At 43.8% G+C, this 24,644-nt stretch carries 20 protein-coding genes; 4 read left to right on the forward strand and 16 right to left on the reverse strand.

Annotated elements, in window-relative coordinates:
* Nucleotides 1–8: 8 nt before the first annotated feature.
* Complete coding sequence (locus CLV93_RS09130; RefSeq protein ID WP_170108910.1) at nucleotides 9–1,397, reverse strand: DUF4270 family protein; 1,389 nt, start codon at nucleotides 1,395–1,397, stop codon at nucleotides 9–11.
* 278 nt (nucleotides 1,398–1,675) lie between these two features.
* Between CLV93_RS09130 and CLV93_RS09135 the strand changes: the two genes are divergently transcribed.
* The 4 genes from CLV93_RS09135 (at nucleotide 1,676) to CLV93_RS09150 (ending at nucleotide 5,865) form a co-directional block, all read left to right on the forward strand.
* Nucleotides 1,676–2,683, forward strand: a complete 1,008-nt coding sequence (locus CLV93_RS09135; RefSeq protein ID WP_106541893.1) for a Kelch repeat-containing protein — start codon at nucleotides 1,676–1,678, stop codon at nucleotides 2,681–2,683.
* Entirely contained in the window at nucleotides 2,676–3,044 is a 369-nt protein-coding gene (locus CLV93_RS09140; protein WP_170108911.1) for a DUF4907 domain-containing protein, read from the forward strand. The genes CLV93_RS09135 and CLV93_RS09140 overlap by 8 nt, the downstream gene beginning before the upstream one ends.
* Nucleotides 3,045–3,222: 178 nt before the next feature.
* Nucleotides 3,223–4,851, forward strand: a complete 1,629-nt coding sequence (locus tag CLV93_RS09145; protein ID WP_106541895.1) for a MutS-related protein — start codon at nucleotides 3,223–3,225, stop codon at nucleotides 4,849–4,851.
* A gap of 12 nt (nucleotides 4,852–4,863) precedes the next feature.
* Nucleotides 4,864–5,865, forward strand: a complete 1,002-nt coding sequence (locus CLV93_RS09150) for a YncE family protein (protein ID WP_106541896.1) — start codon at nucleotides 4,864–4,866, stop codon at nucleotides 5,863–5,865.
* 111 nt (nucleotides 5,866–5,976) lie between these two features.
* Here the strand turns inward: CLV93_RS09150 and CLV93_RS09155 are convergent, their stop codons facing one another.
* The 15 genes from CLV93_RS09155 to CLV93_RS09235 form a co-directional block, all read right to left on the reverse strand.
* A complete protein-coding gene (locus CLV93_RS09155; RefSeq protein WP_106541897.1) occupies nucleotides 5,977–7,113 on the reverse strand; it encodes an MFS transporter in 1,137 nt (378 codons plus the stop codon).
* A gap of 129 nt (nucleotides 7,114–7,242) precedes the next feature.
* On the reverse strand, nucleotides 7,243–7,806 hold the full coding sequence (locus CLV93_RS09160) for a hypothetical protein (protein WP_170108907.1): 564 nt from the start codon (nucleotides 7,804–7,806) through the stop codon (nucleotides 7,243–7,245).
* Complete coding sequence (locus CLV93_RS20655; RefSeq protein ID WP_106541899.1) at nucleotides 7,754–7,927, reverse strand: CHC2 zinc finger domain-containing protein; 174 nt, start codon at nucleotides 7,925–7,927, stop codon at nucleotides 7,754–7,756. The genes CLV93_RS09160 and CLV93_RS20655 overlap by 53 nt, the downstream gene beginning before the upstream one ends.
* An 865-nt stretch (nucleotides 7,928–8,792) precedes the next feature.
* Nucleotides 8,793–9,533 carry a tetratricopeptide repeat protein gene (locus CLV93_RS09175; RefSeq protein ID WP_106541901.1) on the reverse strand — a complete coding sequence of 247 codons (741 nt, stop codon included), beginning with the start codon at nucleotides 9,531–9,533 and terminating at the stop codon, nucleotides 8,793–8,795.
* Nucleotides 9,523–12,687 carry a DUF6443 domain-containing protein gene (locus CLV93_RS09180; RefSeq protein WP_106541902.1) on the reverse strand — a complete coding sequence of 1,055 codons (3,165 nt, stop codon included), beginning with the start codon at nucleotides 12,685–12,687 and terminating at the stop codon, nucleotides 9,523–9,525. The genes CLV93_RS09175 and CLV93_RS09180 overlap by 11 nt, the downstream gene beginning before the upstream one ends.
* A 14-nt stretch (nucleotides 12,688–12,701) precedes the next feature.
* Entirely contained in the window at nucleotides 12,702–15,947 is a 3,246-nt protein-coding gene (locus tag CLV93_RS09185) for an RHS repeat domain-containing protein (RefSeq protein ID WP_146141991.1), read from the reverse strand.
* A 303-nt stretch (nucleotides 15,948–16,250) separates the two neighbouring features.
* The gene (locus CLV93_RS09190) at nucleotides 16,251–16,961 is read right to left on the reverse strand and encodes a DNA-binding domain-containing protein (protein ID WP_106541904.1); all 711 of its coding nucleotides are present in this window, start codon (nucleotides 16,959–16,961) and stop codon (nucleotides 16,251–16,253) included.
* A 1,041-nt stretch (nucleotides 16,962–18,002) separates the two neighbouring features.
* Nucleotides 18,003–19,163: a type II secretion system F family protein gene (locus CLV93_RS09200; RefSeq protein WP_106541906.1), complete on the reverse strand. Its 1,161-nt coding sequence runs from the start codon at nucleotides 19,161–19,163 to the stop codon at nucleotides 18,003–18,005.
* On the reverse strand, nucleotides 19,153–19,767 hold the full coding sequence (locus CLV93_RS09205) for a prepilin-type N-terminal cleavage/methylation domain-containing protein (protein ID WP_106541907.1): 615 nt from the start codon (nucleotides 19,765–19,767) through the stop codon (nucleotides 19,153–19,155). Before CLV93_RS09205 ends, CLV93_RS09200 begins: the two co-directional genes overlap by 11 nt.
* Nucleotides 19,768–19,953: 186 nt before the next feature.
* A complete protein-coding gene (locus CLV93_RS09210) occupies nucleotides 19,954–20,334 on the reverse strand; it encodes a type IV pilus modification PilV family protein (RefSeq protein ID WP_106541908.1) in 381 nt (126 codons plus the stop codon).
* Nucleotides 20,325–21,623, reverse strand: a complete 1,299-nt coding sequence (locus CLV93_RS09215) for a hypothetical protein (RefSeq protein ID WP_106541909.1) — start codon at nucleotides 21,621–21,623, stop codon at nucleotides 20,325–20,327. The genes CLV93_RS09210 and CLV93_RS09215 overlap by 10 nt, the downstream gene beginning before the upstream one ends.
* Before the next feature lie 192 nt (nucleotides 21,624–21,815).
* Nucleotides 21,816–22,391: a toxin-antitoxin system YwqK family antitoxin gene (locus CLV93_RS09220; RefSeq protein WP_106541910.1), complete on the reverse strand. Its 576-nt coding sequence runs from the start codon at nucleotides 22,389–22,391 to the stop codon at nucleotides 21,816–21,818.
* Between the two features lie 243 nt (nucleotides 22,392–22,634).
* Complete coding sequence (locus CLV93_RS09225; protein WP_106541911.1) at nucleotides 22,635–23,114, reverse strand: hypothetical protein; 480 nt, start codon at nucleotides 23,112–23,114, stop codon at nucleotides 22,635–22,637.
* Nucleotides 23,115–23,137: 23 nt separating this feature from the next.
* Nucleotides 23,138–24,094 carry a hypothetical protein gene (locus tag CLV93_RS09230; RefSeq protein ID WP_106541912.1) on the reverse strand — a complete coding sequence of 319 codons (957 nt, stop codon included), beginning with the start codon at nucleotides 24,092–24,094 and terminating at the stop codon, nucleotides 23,138–23,140.
* On the reverse strand, nucleotides 24,081–24,641 hold the full coding sequence (locus CLV93_RS09235; protein WP_106541913.1) for a hypothetical protein: 561 nt from the start codon (nucleotides 24,639–24,641) through the stop codon (nucleotides 24,081–24,083). The genes CLV93_RS09230 and CLV93_RS09235 overlap by 14 nt, the downstream gene beginning before the upstream one ends.
* Between the last annotated feature and the right edge of the window lie 3 nt (nucleotides 24,642–24,644).

The raw sequence follows: 24,644 nt of genomic DNA on the forward strand, positions 1-24,644 counted from the left end.
GATCGTCGTTAGAAAGTCATGTAATATATCTTCAGTTTGGGTCCGTTTTCTGCCTTCTGGTCGGCCTGAATAACCAATCCATCGAGTCGGTTCAGGTACTGAGTCGTCCCCCAGCTAATCAGCAATCCGTTTTCGGTGTTGTACAAACCGTCACTGAATGCATTTTGAATATAGTCGGTGATATCGACAGAGAACTTGGTGTTTTCGTTATAAAGTTCATCCGAAGAAGGGGAAAGATGCAGAGTTGTTCCGTCACTCGAAGTAAGCGTGCTGACCGGTGCATTAATTTTGTTCGTCTCAATCAAAATGAGGGAATCCGGAAGAGCCTGGGGATCATACGTATTGGCTACCGGACTAAATTCCAACTCGGCCTTCATGATAACTCCCTGTTTATTAATCAGCTGAATATCATTCAGGCTTGGAAACCTCATTTTGGTCAATAATCCGGTTCCGCACTGCACAAACGTTTCGCCATCCGTCGAGGTGGAAGATAAGTCTTCCTTCTGGGTAACCAACGACTTTAGCAAAGTTTGGCTTCGATCATCCTCTATCCGGTTATAGGCCGGATCGACCGATGTATACGGAAAGTCAGCGTAATAATCGTCCTGTCCGTCTCCATTAGCATTGGGCCGGTGATAATAAACCCGCATCACCAGATTTGTCGCATCGGCTTTGAAACCATAAACCACATTGCTTTCCGTTGTATCAGGAACAATGGCAAGGCCGTGAAAGTAATTGACTAAACTGGAACTGGAAGTCATATAATCGTCGTCGCCTTCGTTCATTCTTGTAAAGAAATCCTTACCCAACGTATCACGAATCGGAATGACCAATGAATCACTGACTGCTGTTCTTTTTAAAAAGTGAACACTACCAAGCACTTCCGAAGAATAAGGAGTGTTTCGGTTATTATAAATTCCGTTGTCCCACTCATTGCCGTTCAAACGCTCGGCGATGGGATGAACCGTAATGGTTTGCCACCGGGTTGTGTCGCCGTAATAGTAGCCGTTGTACCGCAGAATCACGACGGTCGAATCGTAAACGTTGTCGCTGCTTTCCGAGAATGAAGTGGGAATTCCCAACTCAAAATAGGAAGTTGCCGTTACGGTGCCCAGATTCGGGTCCACGTAATGACCAATCAGTGCCGTTCCGGTATTGGAAGTATTTAGTGAATCAATTAATACGGTTGACATCTTAATTTGAAAAGTGTCAATCATCGTCAGTGTGGAACCGCCATCGATAAATTCGCTACCCATCGTAAATTCGTTCGAGCCCACATTGCAGGCCGTCATCATCCAGCTTACGCCGGAAACCACCACAGCACGAAGCAGCCATCGAAAAATCAGATGTTCAAATTTTCGGGGAATCCCGGTTCTCTTCCTACCTTTTTCAGTCATTCGCATATCAAATCTTCAGGATAATCTCGCGAACAAAGCAACCGAATAAATACCGTTCGAAAAACGATAATATACGAACACACAAAATCAGAAGACAAACGGCCATTTTTCTACTATTACAGCCTCCTTCATCCCCGCAAAACCAGTGTTTGACGTTTTGTCGACCAAATTCACCTTTTTGTCGAGCAAGGCCGGCTGTACATCTACTTTGTTTTTAGCCCTGCCACAACAAGGCTATGTTTGCCTTCGAATGATTAACTGATAAAATGATTTCCCCGATGCGTAAGAAAAAATTCGTATGGTATTTTGCCTTCTTAGTGATTGCTTCAGGCACACTGGTTTCCTGCGGAAGCAGCAGTGATAGTGAATTAATAGGTAATTCAGTGAAGTTATCCGATTTCGAGGGTGTTTCAAGAAGTGATGCGGTTGGCTTTACGATTGGCGACCGGGGTTACGTTGGAACAGGTTACGACGGTACCGACCGTCTGACCGATTTTTGGGCGTATGACCCGGTTAAGAATACATGGATTCAATGTGCCGATTTTCCGGGCGAAGGCCGAAACGGAGCCGTTGGATTTGCTGTAGGTGATAAAGGATATGTTGGAACCGGTTATGATGGAATTGAAAAACTGAAAGACTTTTACCAATACGATCCGTCAACCAACACCTGGACCCAGAAAGCTGATTTTCCGGGAACAGCCCGTTACGGAGCCATTGGTTTTGGCATCGATTCGTTAGGCTATCTGGGTACCGGTTACGACGGAAACTACCTAAAAGATATGTATGCCTACAATCCGACAACCGATACCTGGAAACACGTCACCAGTGTAGGTGGAAGTAAACGCCGGGATGCTGTGGCTTTCGTGATTAACGGAAAAGCATACGTAGGTACCGGTGTCGACAACGGCATTTACGAAGATGACTTCTGGGAATATGACCCGGCAACCGATACCTGGACGGAAAAAAACAGGTTGTCAGATGCAACGGCCCAGAGCTTCGACGACGATTACGCCATGACCGGTTCGAACCGTGTAGCATTTGCCATTGGCGACCGTGGTTTCGTTGCCACAGGTGGTCAGGGAGTAGCCGGAACCGATATCTGGGAATACAATTCCTCTACCGACCTTTGGGAACAGATACACGATTTTGAAGGAAGTGGCCGCACCGAAGCGGTAGGCTTTGCAATCGGTAATGTAGGTTACATTACTACTGGTCGCAGCAGTAGTTACTATTTCGATGATTTGTGGGGCATTCATCCCGATGATACATATAACGAATATGACTAAACGCAAAACGGTCATCATTTCTGAAATACTAATTGGACTGTTAATAGGAATTCTGTTTTTTATTGGAGTGCAGAAGCATGGAGCGAAAAGAGGATTCGCTGTACAGGTTGTCCGTTACCATAACGAGTGGGGTTACCTCGTTAAGCACAACGGGCAACCTTTCATCGAGCAAACCTATTACCCTGGTCTTTCGGGCAAAGTAGCATTCCAAAGCAAAGAAGCAGCTCAGAAAGTGGGGCAACTGGTAAAAGAAAAGCTGGAGAAAGGCAAGTTACCCTCGGTACACCTGAATGAACTGGATTCACTTCATGTTTTGCCAAAGAGTTTTCACCAGCCTCCCCCCGGTTTTAAGGCGCAATAATCAATTTAGACCCTTTTATTAGCTCATATATTTCATATCGATCCCGGCGGCAGTTTGTAGTAGTTCTGCCCCGGGATTTTTTCGTTTTAGCTGATGTTACCTTGTGGAATATTTTGCAATTCATTGGGGATGGAATACTTTTAGATGATTCAAACCATCAATCATTACTCCACGACCAATGGTATTTAACCGTAAAAAAGAAGAGGAAAACCTGCAACAATCGTTCGGCAAACTAAAAGACGCAACTTTTGATTTCGATTCTATCGGGAAGTATTTCAGGAAGAAGCAGCATCCTGACGCATTCCAGATAATATCAGATAAAACCTGCGATGATTTGGATTTTGAAGAACTGTTCATGTTTCTTGATCGGACACAATCAAAAGTCGGTCAGCAATATCTCTACAACAAACTTCGGGTCATCCCGGAAAACCATCAGGAAGTTGCCTCTCACGAAGCATTGCTCACGCGTCTCATTAACGAACCGGCATATCGGGTAGCCATACAGAAGCAACTGAAGAAACTGGACAAAAGGGAATCATATTACATTCCTGCTCTTTTTCAGGATGAACACCTGCAACCGCCCAAATGGTTTTTTCTTATCAGGATATTATCGTTCTCCAGTTTGCTGTCCCTCGTGTTAATTCCTTTCCTACCACAAATGCTGTTTTTCTGGTCTTTCATCATTCTCATCAACTTTGCCCTGCATTACCGGAATAAACGAAATCTATATGCTTATCTGGCGCCTATTCCGCAACTACTTATTATGAACAGTGTAGCACGCGAGCTATTCAAAGACCATTCGCTGAAAAAACTGAATCCCAATCTGGCCTCTTCCATAAAAGATATCAATAAGGTCAGAAACCGGATGTCACTATTCAAACTGGAGGCTAATTTGGGAGGAGACGCAGTAGCCATATTTTGGGCATTCGTGGATATCATAAAAATCGTTTTTTTATTGGAACCGTTGTTATTGTTCGGGGTACTAAAACAACTGGATACCAAAAGGAAACAGATAGAAGAAGTATACTCATTCATCGGTTTGACAGATACACTTATTTCTGTGGCTTCGCTCAGGCATGGATTAACACATTACTGCCAACCGGAAGTTCACGGATCGGACAAAAAAATATCGGCCCGGGAGGTATATCATCCGCTTATTCCTGAATGTGTAACCAACAACATTGAGATTAACGGAAAGTCGATTCTCCTGACCGGTTCTAACATGTCTGGTAAAACATCCTTTATTCGTACCATAGGAATCAATGCAATTACCGCCCAAACCATAAATACCTGCTTTGCCCGTCAATTCTCACTACCTAAAATGCGCGTTTTTTCCGCCATTCGAATTAGCGATGACCTGATGAATGACCGGAGTTATTACTTTCAGGAAGTGCTGACGATTAAAGAGATGATAGATAAATCTCATAGCGAAACTCCTAATATATATTTGCTGGACGAGATTTTCAAAGGAACCAACACCATCGAACGGATTTCTGCGGGCAAGGCTATTCTTTCTTCTTTAAATCAGAACAACCACATTGTTTTTGTTTCGACCCACGATATCGAACTGGCCGATTTACTGAAAGACGAATATGAACTATTTCACTTCAGCGAAATTGTCAACCATCAATCCATTGATTTCGATTTCAAACTAAAAGATGGAAAATTAAAAAACAGAAACGCTATCCGGATTCTTCAGATCAACGAATATCCGGATGAAATTATAAAAGAAGCAATTAAAATATCAGCCGATTTGGATAAAGCTTCGTTGCATGTCAAACCGAATCTTTCCATATCGGGACAATAAAAATTCGATAATATGAGACGTCTATTTCTAATCATGTTCCTCTTTGCAGGAATTTCAGCGTATGCGCAACCTGCCGGTCAGTATCGCATCGTAAAAAGGATTCATGTGCCCGGAAATAGTTTCTGGGACTACCTGACTGCCGACTCACAGGGACATCTGTATGTTTCTCACGGTAACATGGTTCAAGTCATTGACCCCAAAAACAGTAACGTTTTGGGTACCATCGAAAATCTGGACGGAGTCCATGGCATTGCCTTGGCCGAGAATCTAAACAAAGGATTTATCTCCAGCGGAAGGGATTCGATGGTCGCAATCTTTGATTTAAAGACGTTAAAGGTGATCAAAAAGGTGAAAGTCACTGGCGCCAATCCCGATGCCATTTTGTATGATCCATTCAGCAACAAGGTATTTACCTTCAATGGAGGCAGCTCCAGTTCCACGGTAATCGATGCTGCTACTGATAAAGTGGTTGCAACCATTCCACTTCCCGGAAAACCCGAGTTTTCGGTCACCGACAAAAAAGGAAAAGTTTATGTCAACATCGAAGATAAATCGATGATAGCATGCATCGATGCGAAGGATTTAAAGCTGAAGAAAAGCTGGTCGATTGCCCCCGGAGAAGAGCCCAGCGGTCTGGCAGCCGATTTTGCTACTGGAAAATTGTTCAGTGTTTGCCATAATCATATCATGACCGTATTTGACCTGAAAACAGAAAAAGTTGCAGAGACACTACCCATTGGCAGTGGACCAGACGGCGCCGCATTCGATGAAGGATTGCACAGAGCATACAGTTCGAACGGAGATGGAACACTTACAGTGGTTGCCGAAGACGGAAATCATTTCAAGGTATTGGAAACGGTTCCCACCCAACGGGGAGCTCGAACCATGTGTGTGGATCAAAAAAACCACCACATTTTCTTACCGACAGCTGAATTTTATCCGTTGGCTAAAGGAGAGCGATGGCCGAAAATGAAACCGGGAACATTCACGATTTTAGAGGTATCACCACGTTAAACGTTCAAAAAAATACATGTCGATTAAAAAAGTCACTCAGCCGAGTGACTTTTTTTGCATAAATCGGTGGCGCGAAAATCTTCATAAGAAGTATCCCGGCCACAGCCTCCCTCACTTTCGGGGAAAGGTGAATACCAGCACCACCCCAAGAACAGAGAAAATCCCGGTAAACAGAAAGGCGATATTCGGAGATATACTCCAAAGCGAACCGGTTACCGCTGCTCCCAGAAAAGAACCAAAATATTGCAAACTCACCACGATGCCATTCCCAGTTCCCCGCTGTTCGTTATCAATGTCGCGATTCAGCAACATAGGAACGATGGTCGACACAGAAAAGGAACCGGTCATGAGTAGAACCGTTCCTGCGATGATGCCGGAAAACGTCTGCCCGTAAAGCAACAGGAATCCAATTCCCTCCAACAGATAAAGGAAGAGCATCACCGGCTTGGCTTTGCCTTTTGATGCCAATCGTGAAAAGAGGGTCAGAAAAGCCATGGCCACCAAAATTGCCGGAGTCAGGATCATCCACATCTGACTGGTTTCGAGCTTTCCTTCCAGTAAAATAGGCAACATAAAAAAGAAAGCCATCATCAGCAGGTTATTGACTGTCAGTAACAATCCCCGCATAAACGTTTTCCGGTTGAACACCGTTTTGCCTTTTCGTTTTTGGTGGTGTATCCGACGCATATTCGGATCAACCTGTTTTGTCCCTAATAATACCCAGAAAAGGCAAATCACCATCAAACCAGCGGAAAAGATAAACATCCGGTCGACCTTCAGGAAGATGTGAATCAACGGCCCGATGGTATAGGACAACATGGTGAAGGTGCCCAGAACGGCTCCCAGCCGGGTCAACTGCTTGTCACGGGTTTCGTCACTTGCCACCGACGATATCCAGGAATACCCTACCGTGACAATAGCCCCACTCCCCTGCAACGCCCTTGCAAAAATGAGCCAGTAAACCGAGGGGGCATATGCAGCCATGAGCAATCCGGCAATGAGCATCAACAAACCAGCCACCATCACCTTTTTATACCCAATGCGATCACTCAGGGCACCGAACGGAATCTGCAACACCGCCTGTGTCAACCCGAAAATTCCCAATGCATAACCAGTCAGCCATGGAGCTCCTCCTTTCAGGTTCAATGCATAAACCGACAGAAACGGAATGATAATGGACATGGAGAAAAGGCGCATTCCCAGTGTAATGGAAAGAACAGAGGTGAGATAACGGGAGGTTTTGCTCATGGCAGGTCTTTTTCAGATACGCGTAAAACGCATCAAAACGATGGGACAAAGGTACTTCTTCCCTAAAAAGATTGAGAATCCAACGGTCCGATTTAAGCATTTGGTAACAAGATTAGCTATGTTCTCAATCTATCGGGTTTCCTTTAGCCTCATTATGTTCCTGTTCCGGTCGTCCCCGGTTATGGTCACGTTGTTATCCCTGTCATCATACTTGTAGTCTACCTTATTCGTCGAATTCTGGTAGTACTGCTTCGGCAGATTCAGCTCATCGAAGTAAGTGACCGTCAAACCGCGCAGCCCGTCACTGGTAGCGTTTCCGTTGCCGTCATAGATGAAAGTGCCACTTTTATAGCTCTCATTGTAATAACCGGAAATGCTGCTGAGTTGATTGCCTGTATCCGAACCCGAATAAGTATAGGTCAGGCTTTCCCGGGTCCCACCTGTTGAATTCTTCCTGATTAGGCGGCTAATGTTCCCGTTTTTGTCATATACAACCGGGTTCAAATCGTAGGCCGAGTTATTGACCCAGCTTCCTGAATAAGTACCATAATCGGCTATGGTCAGGCGGTTCAGTCCGTTATAGGTAAAGCCGTACCCTTTTTTGCTGTTCCCCGACAACCGCCACATAGCTCCGCTGATGTTAACATTTATTGACTTGCCATCGCCTACGCTTGCGTTTGCTGTAGCTCTCACTTCTCAGCACATAACCAATCACACCACCATTGGCGCCACACCCAAAGCAGTTGGTTCTATTCGTGTCCGAGTAGACATCCACGCTTAATGTGTCATATTCATGAAAAGGGAAACATAGCATGATGTTCCAGTCGAGTTTAAGATTATACTACTCTATTACTTTTATAATGCTTAGCAGGACTTGATTCCAAGAGTCTCTATTGTCAATAAGTTTTATTGTAGACAATAATGCTTATATTAGACGCTATGATTCGAAGTCGGACGAAACAAATGAAATCTAATTAACAATAACTATATATGATATATTGTTGAAAACATGCAAAAATTCTATAGCAACCTGCGATTAATCGCATTAACCTTTGTAAGCAATATGGAACACAAAGACCAACCAAAACAAGTCAGCAGCCGGAGAGGATTGTCCCAAAGCCAACGTGCCAAAGCTATCGAGATTTATATGATCAATGTTTCAAGGTACGAATAGGGAGAGAATAATTCTACATTCGAAGTGCTTGGAAAACTGTTAAGCGAACTGGACTTAACTGTAGACATCTGATGGAGGGTTTGGTGAATGACCAAGCAAACAAAGCAACCTCTATTAAAGAAGTGCTTTCATAGTTCCATAAAGTAATCAGTTTTTCGAATGTAAGAAAAGTAATCATAAAAGACTTCTACTAAGGGCCGACTTACAGCAAAAACCGGCAAATCAAAAAAGCCCCACCGAAGTGGGACCTTTTAAATGCGAAGTCCTAAGTATATATTTTGTCAGCACCTAAGAAACAATATAAAAATTTAAAACAACGCTTATGCTTGGTCAACTTTTAATTGTGATTGTAGGCTTTTTTCGTTGGTTGCTTAAAGGATGTAAAACAGATCTATCAAACGAAATAAATGGATATAAAGATAGAACAAATAACATTAGAGGTGTAAATTATGCTATTGGTATTATTATCCTGATTCTCATAATCATACTTTGCTCTCATCTTTAATCACTTACAATAGATACGATAAAGCTTGTAGCCCTCTTTTTCTCCGAGTTCTTCTGCAAGCAACCAATCACTACAAGCACCATTAATATCATTCAATTTATACTTAGTTATTCCCCGGTTCACATAAGCCTTTGATAATTTAGGATTTATATCAATCGCCCTATTAAAATCTGCCAAAGCATTATCAAGATCGTTTATTTGAAAGAAAGCAATTGCCCTATTTGAAAAAGCAACGGAGTAACTACTATCCAACATAACAGCCTTTGTATAATCATCAATGGCCTCACGATACTTCTTTCGAAGAAACTTCATATATCCTCTACTATTGTACGCAGGCGCATACGTTTTATTTATATTTATTGATTGACCATAGTCCAATTCGGCTTCTTTGAACATACCCAAACTTTGATATATGTTTCCTCTATTGTTTAAATATATGTAGTTAATAGAGTCTATTTCAATCGCACGATTTAGATAACTAAGAGCCTGCTTGAATTCATCTTTATCTTTATAAACTAGTGCCAGTTCATTTAGTACAAAAGAATTTTCACTATCCTTTGCAATAATTCTATTGTAGATATTTATAGCTGAGTCCAAATTCCCCGAGGATGACATTTCTTTTGCCATTTCAGTACTATATTTGGCTCCTTTTTCTTTTTTACATGAATAGGTAAAAAAGAAAAAGCATACAAGAGCTATTAACATAAAAACAACAAAAATTTGTCTACTATTAGTTGTCATTGTTCTCCTCTTTTTTTCTTTCAATTTCTTGTTTTACATTTCCTGCACCTGACGTGGCCGTAACTGCTTGTCCTGATTGTTTCAGTGATTCTGAAGCTGTTTTTGTCGCATTATTCGTTTTTATAATTTCAGCTCCTACTTTACTTTTGCTTTTCTTTAAAACTTCAGTTCCTCTATTAAGTACACTAAATTCGGCAGCGTTTAATTTAGCGGGAGACACTTTTAACAATTTATCAGGTGTTGGGGCAAAATTAAGCAATGTATTAACTCCAGCGTCGGTAATTTCTGTAGCGTTCTGACCTATTCCTTCCGCATTTCTTGCATTAGAAGGGCCATCAACTATCTTGGTTACAATAGTTGTCGCATCATTTATCATGTTAAAAGCAATATTTGCAGAAAACTTAGCTATTTTTACAATTCCAGCAACCGCTCCAACACTCGACTGGTTATTTACAATTTGTTTTACCTGCCCAAATGCATTAGGCTCATAAGGTTTAATTACCCCATTAGGATTCTGTTGAACATTTTTATTTGACTCTTCACCGCTCATCCCCATAAAATCTATAAACCTTAGGGAATTATTATAAGCATACAAATAAGGTGATTGAAAACAATAGTCGATAGCCTTCGGATCAATCGTATGAAACCTCCCCAACTCCGCATCATAAAACCTGGCCCCATAATCATAATTTTCAAAGAACTCGTCGTTTAATTCCTTACCGTTATAAAGGTACTTATTTTTATCGAGATTGTTCTCTGTAAACAGACTGCCAAATGGATAATATTCAACCTCCTGGTCGACTACCGCCGTGGTACCGCTGTAATGGAACGTTAGGCGGGTATTCCCCAGGTGGTCTTTCAGGTAATAGTAATACAGCCCTGCCGACGGGTCGTAGTATCCTTCGGAGGTCAGTACCTTCTTCAGGGTACCATTCTCGTAAATAAAGGTACCATCGTAAAGTGTGGTAGAGGCAGTACCCGATACCGTGGCTGTTTTGCTCCATTTGTTACCCCCGGCATCATACGTGTAGTCGACCTTATTCGTCGAATTCTGGTAGTACTGTTTCGGCAAATTCAGCTCATCGAAGTAAGTGACCGTCAATCCCCGCAGGCCGTCACTGGTCATGTTCCCATTTGCATCATATCCAAAGTTGCCGTTGTCACTGATCCCGTTGTAGGTACCTGATATGCTGCTAAGTCGGTTACCTGCATAGGTATAGCCTAAACTTTCCCGGTTGCTACCTCCTGAGTTCTTCCGGGTCAGGCTGGTGATATTTCCGTTTTTGTCGTACCCCACCGAACTCAAATCGTAAGCACTGGTATTGGCCCAGCTTCCTGAATAAGTACCATAATCGGCTATAGTCAGCCTGTTCAGTCCATCGTAAGTAAAACCGTACCCTTTTTTGCTGTTGCCCGACAACCGCCACATGGCCCCGCTGATGTTGCCGTTGTATTGGACTCCTCCGACCAGCGCAGTGGTCATATCGGTTTCGTAATACAGCTTCGTGGCAAACAATTTATTGTTGGTCACTGTAGCCGTGGGATCATTTACCTGGGTCAGCCATCCACGGATGTTGTAGGCATAGTCGATGTCCTGGTACCCGTTGTGCAGCTCTTTCTTCGACATGCGTCCCAACTCGTCATAGGTAAACTGTGCCACGGTCGTCAATGAAGTCGTATTGTAACCGTACTTCACATACGTGGGACGCCTCATGTGGTCGTAACCATACTCCTCGTTAATGGTGATAGCAGTCGATGACGAAGTTTTCCTGTGGTAGGTTTGCCGTTTAACCGGGTCGCCGGTAAAATTGTAAGCGGTCGACACCCGGTTGTAACCTCCTTCCGGGTTGCGCTGGAACTGTTGCAGTAAACGGCCATACTTATCGTAGTAATTCACTGTATAAAGCCATGCCCCGGTATTCAGCACCTTGGTTTTGACGCCCGTTACCAGGCCTATTACATTATTCGTCTGGGTTTGGTCGCTGTAAACCGAAGCATAAGCATATCCCCATCCCGAAACGGTAGTATAATAATCATAATACGTATAGACCTCCGGGCTTCGTAATGCCGGTGTATAATTACTGCTGTTGCTCACATTCGTTCTCAGGGTGGCGTAGGCTGTCGATTCCGTACAGGTTCCTTCTTCCACCGGACGGTCATAACTGTCATACAGCGTGTAATGATACTCATTTGCATTCACTGCCCGCAATTTGGCATCCTGGCTCAGTACCAACCGGTCACGCGAGTCGTAAATCAGGTACTCCCAACCATCCGTCCCGGGAAGTTTCTTATCCGTCATCAGGTTCTTACCATCATATTTATACCGGTAACACAATGAATCCAGTTCCGTAGAGCTGACACTCCCATCATCGGCTGTCACCTTTGGCGGAATGACGCAACAAAGCAGGTTTCGTTGGTTGTATGCATAGTACGTCGAAAAAGCTTCTGTGCCATTGTAGCTGCGTTTCAACACAACACGGCCCTGCTTGTCTTTGAACTCTACAGTACGGCTGGTACTGGTCGATTGTGTATTGTTCTCGTCCCAGGTCGTGGTTTTGTACAAGGCGCCTGCAGCATAATCGGTCCCGTGTAACAGGTTTCCATTCGCATCAACATAGTAGTACTCGACTTCTCCTGCTGTATTAGTTGCATACTCCATTTTGACTTCATGATTGGAACCGTTTCTCCAGGTGTAACCCGGTGCAGCTTGTTTCAACGTCCTGTTCAATGGTGACGACTCATATAAAGTCTGAGAATACGCATAATCATCATCGGTCGTCCCATAGTAACCTGTCCAGTTAGCCGGCGACGTAGGTGAAGTATGATATGCTCCGTTCTGAGCCGCAGCAAAAGGAAGATATTGTTTTACTTCCCGCCCGAATGCATCGTACCCCACCGAAGTAATAACATCTTTCGCCGCATCTCCGGATGATTTATACTGGTTGGTCTGGTTTACTCTCCCCAGGCCGTCGTAGTACGTAACAGCCGTTTGTTTTTGAGTATAGCTAAGACCGTCAACTGCCGATTCGGTTGTCTTACCCGAAACGAGAACGGTTTCTGACTTAACGTAGTTCTGTGTCGATGTTTGCCCGTGTACATGACCGGTTGCACAGAGCACCATCAACAATATGACTAATTTATATTTTGTATTCATTACGTTCAGGTTTTTTATTTGTAGTGGTAGTTGTATCGGTTCGTTATCTGTGAATCGTCATCCTTACTCAGATGAAAGCGTCCAAAGCCATCATATTCATAGTAGGTGGTCACTCCATTCAGGTTCGTATAGGTAGATATCCCCACCAACGGCTTGTACGAGTAGGTAGCAATATGAGCAGCCGGTACTGAATTTTTTAGACTATTGTATAATGTCGGACTGCTGTAGGTGCAACTTACTATCCCATTCATCCAACTGATTTGTGAGTAGGTGGCGCCCTCTATTTTGGCCATGGGATAACGCCCCGTTGCATCCCACAAATAAGAGGTAATAAAATCATTCTCCGGTTGAACCTGCACCAGGTTTTTATCCGGATCGTATTGGTAATTAATTTTATGGGAAAAGGTATACGGACTTCCTCCGTTAAAGGCTATATCGGTGGCTGTCGATTCAAACTTGTATACATCGGTCAACTGCCCGCTGTCGTTGTACTTGTTCTGGACTCCTGAAATCAACCGGCTTCCATTGTAAGTACGGATATCGATTGCTTTACCGACAATATTACTACCTATTAACGTATTAAAATTCTGTACACCATAATAATAATCCTGGGGATATCGGTACGTGTTCTTAATGACTTCGCCATTGCTGTTGGTCGTTTCCGTCTGGCTGAGCTGGTAATGATGATCGTAGTTATAAGAGTAATCCGTTGTTGCCACCAATTCCGGGGTATTATCAGAATAGGTGGTCACGGTTTTATGATATAAATCCATCGTTCCCCCCGTGAGATGATAGATTTTGTAATTGTTTTCGTCGCTGTAATCAATATTACCATAGTCATCTACTCCAAATGCAAAGATAGCCAAGGGTAAGCGAAACATTGTTTCAGTTTTCAGATGTAGTAGGTTCCAGTTTGACGGCACATCGTCTGCTAAAGGAATAGGATTGATACCAGCCAAAAAAGGAATAAAAAGTGAAACAGAATTTCCATAAACTTCGTCACCACCCGCATATAAATACTGATAATCCGTTTTCCGGACAATACTGTAGGTTCCGTTGGAATTTTTTCGGTATTCACTTACCGTCAAGGGCTTTCCTCTTAACCATTCATTATCGGTCGGGATGGTGTATGGAAATACAAAATATTCTCCGGTGTTCTCCACGTTGGTGAACTCATACTCCGTTTTCCCCTGGTTGGTTGTCTGGTCTCCGTAATATTCAATCACCCGGGCATATCCCACACTGTTTCCCTGTCCCATGTTGAGCGGGCTTCCCGGAACAGCTCCCCAGGGTTTAAACACGGTGAATCCACCGCTGCTTAACACCTTATTTATCGTATAACAATTGGGTACTCCAAAAAGCGCTCCGCTCGATTCTCCGACAGTATCCACGTAACTATATTCTTTCTTAGAAGTGACCGTTCCGTCATCCAGTTTATTCTCTACTTTCAGAATTCTTTTTCCCCCGGCATAAATAAATTCAGACTGGCTGACAGACTGTTGCATCCAACCCAGGTTCACGTTAAAGGCATGCTCCCAGTTAAGCGGGTCAAATCCGCTATCTTTAGGAACGGCCTTGAGATAATAGTCACCTGGCACCAAATTGACAAAAGTTGTTTGTCCCACCACCAGGTAATATCTTGTTCTGTTAGAAGCATTTTCAATATAGAAATAGAAATCCATGATATCCGGATTTTGTACCCAGAAACCAGTTACGTCAACCACCCCTACAATATTTTGCACGGTGAATGGCTTCGAGTAAGCTCGACCATCATAGTAAGCCAAATCCAAAAAACCCAGGCCAGTTATCGTATATTCCATCGGATTAATGGCATTCGAAACGATTGAATTTAAATCCGGATTGGGTCTTACCAGGTTATCTTCATACGTAAACTGGGTATATCCCTTTGTTGGGTAGGTAATTTTCTGAAGCATACCGGCACCGGAACAGGCCTCGTCAACTGTTCTGTCAATGTTAAAGGTCGAGTAGTTAAAAAAGGTCAGGAACTCCCCGTTGTTGGCCCCGTTATAATACCCCCATACATCCTGCGAATTGGAAAACCGGTTGGGCAGGACCGTTGCATTGTAGCTAAACGAATAGGGAGGCAGGGAATTGTTTTGATTGTCCTTTTCCTGAATTTGTTTCAAAAATAACCGTTTAAAAGCCTGCGGTTCTATATTTTTCAGATAGGTAAGAATATTGCTTGTATTGGTGGAGGTTGAATACTCATAGGTAAACTGGAACTTCTTTACCAGGGTATTGTTGGAATCAAATAACTCGATGTGGTCAAGTGCATAGGCTTCGTTCAGGTCACTACGTTCAGTTGTTGAAGGAGAAAACACCAGCTTACCGCTGCTAAACCGAATCTCGCTTAACTGGTACTGATGGCCAATAACCTGTGAAAAATAACTCTTAACCTTACCATCGACTACCTTATCATATAATCTCCGGTAGTATAACGGTATTTCTTCGTTGTAGTAGAATTCGACGTTCCCATTGTCGGGGGTTTCAATCTCCATCAAATGCCAGGTATTGTATTTTTCAGTTACCCATTCAGGAGACCAGGCGGGACTTGCCCCCTGCAATTGGGTAATCAATTTTGTCGCATCGTAGTCCCGTGCTGCCCTTAGACCATTCTTCGATTTCCCGAAATAGTAGACATTGCCATAAGAATCTTTCACCTTAAATGATTCAATGACAGAGCCCACCAGGGTATAGTTTATTTCAACATCATCAAACTTCTGCAGTACAGCTTCTCCATCAGCCTGATCGAAAACAAATTTCCCACTTACGCCATTCGCATTTAAATAAAACTGGTCGGGAACTAAATCGAATTCAGGATGCGTGACTTTTGTTGAATATACCGATTGACGAGTACTTGAACTAGTGAAGAAACTACTGTAAAAATCAGTTGTCAGGTAGCCGTAGGTCCCTTCATCGGCATTGCCCCTGATTTGTCGTGATATATTACCTCCGAAATTGAGTGCCCAACCAATTCCTACCCTGGAAGCAATCTCTTCTACCTTGATTCCCCTGGCGTGATAATCAACTGTTACGGGGATGGTAAGCCCCTTCTCCTTAATCGTATAAATAGGTATACTGATTTGGGGAAGACCCGTGTAATGAGATACAGGTGTTTCCACAAATTTCACCAGAGACACCGACTCGGGTGATGGAGGGACAAAATTAGGGATGTCCTGTGAATGTCCAAATTTTACAATGCCAACAAGCATTGCAATAATCAATAAACGATTTATCATCACATTTTTCTTTTTAGGTTAGTTATTACTGTTAGTTATGAACTCCGTGAGAAGTAAAACATGCCTTACGATTCGTCAGACTGTTATTATGTCAGGCTCCAAAACCTTATAAGCACCAGACGAAGATCCTTATAAGGATCAGCAACAAATGGTACTAACCTTTTTCGGAAAAAGGTTAGAAGGATCGGACACAAAACCTTAGAAGGTTTTTCCTCTGATGGTTATAAGGATCTGCTGCGTGTAGTTGTAACCTCATATTCCGGGAAGCCGTAAAACCGGTCCCCGAATACAGACAGGAGGCTGTTAACCTCCTACCACGCTGATCTCTGCATCCAGCCGGCCGGTGGCAATTTCCTTCCGTCCGTTCAGGATGGCCCGTACTTCCACATGGCAGGTACCTGCTGCCAGGGCCGGGGCCAGGAAGTGCAGCTCGCCGGGTTTGTTCAGCGAAATCACCTCCACACGGGTTTCTGTGGCATCGTTGGCTACAAAGAAGATCCCTTGTGCCGGGTCCGAAGCATCGTACTTGAGGTAACTCCCCCGTAACGTGGCTAATCCGCCCGAGGTGAGCTGGTCGTTTACGCTGCCTGTAGCCGCATCGACCAGCTGATCGATAACCGGGCCGGCCTTTTCTCCACGCACCTTTTGGGTCTTCACGGAATCCATCACTTTACGCAGTTCTACACCCGGGCTCAGGTTGAACCGGATGCTGTGACGTGAAGAGTCGAACGAATCGTCGAGTCCGTTGAATACTCCTTTGATGCTCATGTTCAGGTTAAATACGGGAATGGTAATGTTGTTGCCCAGAGCTGCCTGTTCACAAATTACTTCCCGCTCCATTTTCAGTACGGCCATGATATCGGTAGCAGTCAGGGTGGAGCCTCGTTTCAGCATCAGTTCTATCAATGCTTCCTGGTCGAGGCTAATGGCGTTGGTGGTAACGGCCATGTAATCATTCGGATCGCTTGTCAGATGGTTCTCAAACAAAGCGTAGTTCAATACATCATTCTCCATGATAGGTTGTTTGGTTATTTGTTAATGCCAGTTGCATGAAACGATCTCCTGAAAAATCAAATTTCCCTTTAAACTCCGAATTTCTGAGGGCAAAGCAGGAAACAGGATTCTTTCTGATTCCGATTCGTTTCAGACAACAGGTTTGTCAAAGCAGTTTGGTATATCCTTCGCAGAAGGAAAACAGATTTCCTTCTATCGACAAAAGCTTTGAGAGGACATGGTTATTGAAACATGGGAGATGTGCACATTTCTCCGATATATTTCAATAACCAGTTAGCTAGTATTAAAATGAGTGGTGTGAACCGCTGATAGGCAGTTCATGGTCGGATGGAGACTTTTAACTTACTTTTTCATATCTTTATGTTTTTAGCGGGAACTGCAATTCCCGGTGAATAAATTAAAGGTTGGCCCTCCGGTTTTCCGGGGGGCTTTTTATCTATTTACCATTCGCCTAGAGACAAAGACCTTGTGTGCTCCGGTCTTTACATTTATCCATCAGTGATGAACAAATGCCAACCGGAAAAACCTTCGTCCTAAAAGAAAGGGATATTCGTGACAGTGGATTCCTGCTCGGTTATAAAAGTGGTTGTTGCAAAAACATTTTTTTCATTCCTTCGGGTTTAAAGCTGAAACAGGTTAAATAAGTTAGTTATCCGAATACGTTTATAGCAGGTAAAAGCAGCAGGGAAGGCTTGGCCATTAACATATTACACTTATTAATACCCGGAATAACCAATTGGTTACCCCCCTTTACCGATTTAATTTATGACAAAATTCATACAACCGTCATTCTCTATTTCTATCTCCTTATTTCTCTGAATCTTATTGACAACATTCGTCCCGGAATGTTTCATAGCATACTTATTTTGCTGACTTTTCAAGGGGAAGTCACTCAACCCAATTATGGAACAGTAATTCCCTGACATCAGAAAAATGAAGCTTTTTTTACCCTGTATCGCTAAAGGGAAAAGCTTCATTTTTCTGTCTTCTCTTCCGTACACCAGATGCACGATTGAATAAAATAGCCTTCATATTCAATGACTATCCAATCATGGTGTTTCCGATTTTAAACATGGGCAAATACATCGCTACCAGGATAAGTGCTACCAGGCCACCCACAAAAACAATCATCAATGGTTCCAGGAGTGAACTCATCAACTGGGTATAGTGATCGATATCTTCGGAATACTGACTGTGCAACTTCCGGAAAATCACATCGAGGTTATTGGTCTCTTCTCCTACCTTAAGCAATGCCACCATCCGTTCATCGAAAAGCGAATACGATGCCAGGGCTTCATTCAGCAACATTCCCTTGTAAATCTGGCTTCTCACCGAAACAAGTATTTCTTCCAGTGGTAAAAAGCCCACCATCTTCCCCACCATATCCAGCGCGGTAATGAGAGGAGTTTTGGCCGAGGTCATAAGCGACATGAACTGGCAAAAGCGTGCCAGGTAGATTTTTAGTAATAATGGGCCAATAACCGGTACATGAATTACCAGGGAGCTGAGGGTTCGGAGCACCTTTTTGTTTTGCCGGACAAAGAAAACAGTGATGCCCATAGCCATTACGATAAGCAGGATGAGCCACCAGTAGCTTCGTAATCCGTTCGAAATATCAATCACCGACTGCGTAAAGGTCGGCAAATCGGAATTAAAACGTTTGAAGGCATCGGCGAACAGCGGGACAATGAAGTTCATCATGAAAATCACTACCACAACAGCCGTAATCAGGATAATAAAAGGGTATGAGAGTGCTCCAAATACCTGTTTCTGTAATTTGATTTTTCGCTCGTAATAGTGCCCCAATTCCTTCACCACTTCCGGCAGCTTCCCGCTCTCCTCCCCAATTTTCACACTATAATATTCATACAGCGAAAACTGTCCGGTTTGTTCCAATGCTTCCGAGAAGGAACTTCCTTTAATGAGTTTATTTTCGATATCAGTAAATATCGCTTTCAACTTGACATTGCTCTCCTGGGAGGAAAACAACTCGATGGCGCTCTTCAAATCCAGGCCCGCCTGAAGGAGCAAAAATATCTCGGCATAAAACTCCTCCTTCTTCCGGTCTTTCAGCAATTGTCCTTTCGTCTTGAAATATTGCTTTAGCGACGAAATATCAGCTCCCTTTTGCCTGTTGGCCTGACGGATGCCTTGTTTGGAAACAGGCTTCCCCGATTCGATGCTGGAAAGTTTAATCGCCATAACCTCTTGCCTCCCATTGTTTAAATTGCGGATAATCTTTGGTTAGTTGAATGGTATAATGCTCGTTGGTGGTGGGTATCTGAAAAGAAAGGGTGCGAACCAGTCCCCTTATTCCGGTCACTTCTTTGATGTTCAATTCACGGTTACTTAACCGGAACGTATCAACATGGGCATCGTAACTCCTCACAATGTATTTCGGTTCGAATTGGTAGGTAATCGTACTGAAAGCCTTTTTTAAGGTTAATTGATCATCCCACCGTATCTCGTTGCTCGTATGCCAGTCGTTTGTGAGTTGGGTTTCCAAAAGCAGCACACTCCGATCTTCACTGGCATTTAACCGGATTCCCCGGAAAAGCCGGTTGAAATTCATCACAGCCGTAAAACCTATCAGCAACAGAAGACTGGTCAGCGCAATGGCGATGAGCTGCTCCATCAGGGTAAACCCCTTCAGTTTATTATGGATGTTTATTTGGCTGACTGAATCTCCATCGCTGAAATTGACGCTACTCTCCCCCGGCCCCTCTCTACGCGTAGAGAGGGGAGACCGCCCGAAATAAGGGCGGTGGGGTGAGTCAGTTTTATCACACAGATGTATTTTAACCATTTCTTACCTCTTTCTTTCGTTCATTTCGTATCCCCGAAAGCACTATTCAGGTAATGACGACAGATGCCATGAGCAGAACTCATACCACAAGGTTCACAAAGAAAACTCCAAGCCCACGAAGTACTTTGTGATCCACCTTAGTGTATCTTTGCGGTAAACAGAATCCCGAGCGCCTGCATATCATTTCTATTCGCTTGTTTCATGATTGTTCGGTTTTATCTGTTTCAGCAGTTGCCGCTTATACAGTACTTCCTTCTTCTCTTTTTGTATCGCCTGGTAAGTAACGATGTATAGCTTTTTCTCCTCATCGAATGGCGTCAATGTTACTTCGATTACCAAATCGCCATACTCTTCCGATACCGCTTCATAGGTGTTCTGTTCCTGTTGTTTTTCTACCAGGTTGTTAACAGCCAGATAAGCCCGGTGCCGGGAGTACAGCACGGAACTGTTCATGACCTGATTGAACAGTACGGTTGTCAACCCGACGGCCAGAGAGATGAGAAAAAAGCCGACTACCACTTCAATCATAGTACTTCCCCGGAGTGTATGTAAACGTTTTACTGGCATATCGCTACCTGTTTTAGTTGAAACGGCTGATCGGAAACAGAAAATGCTCCAAATGAAGCAGGCGTACTGGTATTATCGATGATGCCATCGACAATGATATTCTCGTAAAAAGCCCGGGGCGTATCAATGACAAACCGGTTGCAATATAACCGACCGTCGATACGGCCGGTAAAATGGACATCACCATTCACATAGACCGTTCCGGCCAGGTGATCGTCTTCATCCAAAAACAGCAAATTGTTCTTGTGCTCCTCATTTTTGCCGTTCAACGCTATGCCGCCGATGACGGTACTTTTTTTCCCAAATGTTATCTTCCCGGTCGTCCGGTTATTCAGACAAACCAGAAAAGAGGGGTAGTTCAGCCGGCAATCCTTCCCGACCGTAATCTCTGTTGTAGCAAAAGCCTGAAAGCGTCCTGTCACCTTATCCTCCACCCTAATCACCCGGGCTATCAGGATGGTATTCTTCAGTTTGGCACCCGGAGATACAACAAGGGTATCCCTTGCCAGTACAACAGCATTTCCTTCCAGCTGAATATTATCCAGGTAAGCAGAACCTCCACAATTTATCACACAAGTTTTATGATGGAACGAAAACTGATGCAGACCATTTCTTTCGATCTTGCTAAGCGCTATCACACTGTCCTGCTTTGTGAAGTTACCATTCAGGTAGGCAGCCGCAAAATCCTGAAAATGTTCAGAAAGAGCCGGCAGCCGGGTATCACTGGGAGAGACGGTTCCGTCCACCAGCTTTTCTCCTTCAAACGTTCTTCCCCTGATGTTTCCGCTCCGTATCCCCAGGTGGGGCAGTTGACAGTTACCTACCAACGAACTCTGTCCAACCAGCGATAAATATTTATTCTGATCCGTCAAATACAGGGCGTAAGATGGTTCATCTTCGGCTGCCAACAGCTCGGTATATTCCTTCTCCATTCGGTGCCATTGGGTGCGATAACTCGCTATCCGGAGCATTCCCCAGGGGCGTACGCTTATCGCTACCGGCACGCTATCCTCAAAAAGCGTTAGTTCCTTGGTTTCTCCGGGGTGGACAAGAGAAGGCTTGGCATGCAGCCACTCTGCCGCTGACTCCATTCGATCATTCAGTTCCACATTTTTGATATACTGAACATCCTCTTCATTCCACAACCGCTCCAACAAGATGAAAAATGAGGAAAGAACACTGAGCAACAGGAGGACCAAAATGGCAAAATAAAGTGCGCCCCCCCTCAACCGACATTGTGGTTTCGTCCTGAATGTCTTATCCTGATATGTTGAAAACAGTATTTTCATTTAAGCATTTACCTAGATATTTTTCATATTTAATGAATCCGTTGTGCGAAACTCCCTAAATCAAGAAAAATCAAGCTTTTTACCCTGAATCCCTAAAGGGAAAACTTGATTTTTCAGGACTCGTCCTTTAGGGTCGGGGTAAACGAATTGATAGTTGAATCCGAAACCTGAAAAATGACTCTATACGGTTATTCATTTTTTAGAGGAATGAAACAGTCGATGAAACAAATGCTTTTTCGCTACCTTCTCTCCATTGCGGTACCGCTCCACCCGGACGGAGTCGTTACTGACAAATGTGATTTGTTTCCCATCCAACTCACCCTTTTTATATTGCTCGATACCTGCCGGCTGTCCCTGGAAATAAATCCGGCGCTCTCCATCCAGTATTCCCTTCCGATAGGTTGAAGATTCTGTCAACTTACCTGCCTTATCCCATTTCCGCCACAAACCATCTTTCAAGCCATCCTTGTATTTTCCGGAAATCATTAGCTGGTTATCTCCATCAAACTTCTGGTATAAACCGTCCAGCGGATGCCCAACGACCATTCCCTGTGTATAGTGAATTCCGCTCAGGTAATACCCGGCATACATCTTGGCCGGATCTCCTTTTGCTGCTTTTTTGTTTCGCTCAATCAGAATATTCGCTTCCACCGTACCGTTACCCGATACCACACTGATATTCCGGTGAGTGATTTCAGGGACATCGGAAGTTGACCGGCATGACGTGAACCATAAAACCAGAAAAAAAATAACCGCTAAATTTCTCATTTGACAAATATCTTTTATGATAAATCCAGTTAATTACCTATAGTCATAAAATCTGAAATTAACTCTACTCTCCCCCGTCCCTTCTCTACCAGTAGAGAGGGGAGACCGCCCGAAACCAGGGCGGTGGGGTGAGTCGTATCTCCAACACGAATGAATATTGACCATTTTTGCCTCGTTTCTTACATTAATTTCAGAATGGTAAACATTCGGATATTTCATTATATCTTTTACTTCATTAACTCTCTATTTTTCACGCACCCGAAACCACCTCTTTTCCCCCCGGTTTTCCAGCTGAATAGAATCTTTCGCAATCCGGAGAACAGTCAACTCATTCGCGACATCTCCTTTATGCACCAATAAATCCTTGGTTCCGACACAAAGAAAACCCATGACTTTCGCCTTCGACTTCTCACCTCTTACCATTCCCCGGTAGGTAATCATGGGCCAGTTAACCGCTTGGGATTGCGAATTACTACGTTGATTACCGGCCTGTTTTTCTACTGTCTTACCCGAAACACTTTTTAAGAACGGATCGGGATAATTCAGAGACAGCTCAGGCTTCTCTTCGTTATTGGATACATCGATTTCTTTCGTCACCTGCTTTCTGAAAGAGGAGTTGACCTGTTTCCCATGCAGGTTCGTATAAATACGGTAAAATATCAATCCCCAGATGAGCAGGACCAACGGCAACAAAAGATAGATCAGTTTCTTATTCTTCAACATAGCAGTCAGGTTATTTCATACGATTAGTTGACCCGAACAGTGAGCGTATCGATGCTTGCCTGAGCTCCAACGTTTCCCGCCTTATCGACTGAAAGTACGGTCCAGTAGTAGGTTTTCCTGTCGGTTAAGTCAATCGTAGCCTGCTGATCGGATGATGCGACAGCTTTCTCCAACGTCGATAGACTCCCGTCGGAATAGATCTTCACCGTATCCTGTGCAATACCGCTACCCGAGTCACCGCTGCTCCAGGTAAACTGAACCGATGTGGAAGTAACCGTCGAGTTATTCTCGGGCGAGGTCAATACCGGAACATTGGGCGGCGTTTGATCGATCATTAATGATTGAATGGTGTACGAAGTTTCCGAGGTCTGATTCTGAGCCTTCACCCCCCAGAAAAACGTGCCTTCCGACAATGCTCCTTCATAGCTGGTGCCGTCAACATTGACTGGCGCCACCTCTGTTTCTCCTTCCCAGGAACCTCTATATACGACCACCTGGTAATTATCTGCATTGTACAGGGCATCCCAAACAAAAGAAATATCAGCTTGGTTCGTGATGTAACCGTCATGTGGCGATGATACCTGAACTTTTTGTCGGGTCAAATCATCACTGGCGTAAATCGTTAAATGTGAGGAAGACCATTCGGACTGATACACACTATTCTCTGCTCTGACCCGCCATTCAAATTTTGCCGGAAATAACGTATACGTGTACTTATTATCCGATACCAGGGTATCGAGTACTAAATTCTCTGCGTTGGCAAATGATGGGGTGACGACCTGTAATCGGTACGATGATGCTCCTTCCACTACATCCCAATAAAAAGTCTGTGTAATAATATCAGTTTCTACCTGGTCAGCCGGGGAGACAAGCTCCACCGTGCGGTTAGAAATATCATCCTCGAAAAAGGAATCACATCCTGCCATCGTAACCAACAATGCCACTTCAAGGATAGTATTCAGAATTCTATTTGTTTTCATGAGGTTCTTCGTTAGATTTTGATTCTAAAAGCTGAATGGATTGCAAAAAAATGGTTCCAAGCAACCGCTTCCGGTTGGTTCTTTTATCGATTTCCAACTGGAACTGTACCGAGCGAATCTTAGCCTGATGCTCATTGTTTTCCATATTCGAAATTACGGCCAATTGTTTTTTAAATGCTCCCTGAAAATTCACATCGATGGTTTCAATTCGAATACCATCGCCATCAAAGACATGTTTTTGAGGGATATCCTTCAGAACAATGCCTGATTTGCTGCACAATTCGTTCAGTTCATCCATCACGAGAACCGAGAAATCCTCACTGTTGGCCTCTCCAAACATGTTGTTCAGTCTTTCGAGATGCGCCTTGAGTTCAGGAACCCGTGTGGCCATGTCTTTTATTTGTACCTGCTGACTCTTCAATGTCCGGTATTCATGCAACAAGGCAAATGTTTTCGCAAAGGTCAACCGGTAAGCCAGCCATGCAAATATGACCAGGCCGATCAGTGCCACGATGAATTTCCGTTTATTGGTCCAGTTGCTCAGCATAGC

Source organism: Prolixibacter denitrificans, from assembly GCF_003014495.1.
GTDB lineage: Bacteria > Bacteroidota > Bacteroidia > Bacteroidales > Prolixibacteraceae > Prolixibacter > Prolixibacter denitrificans.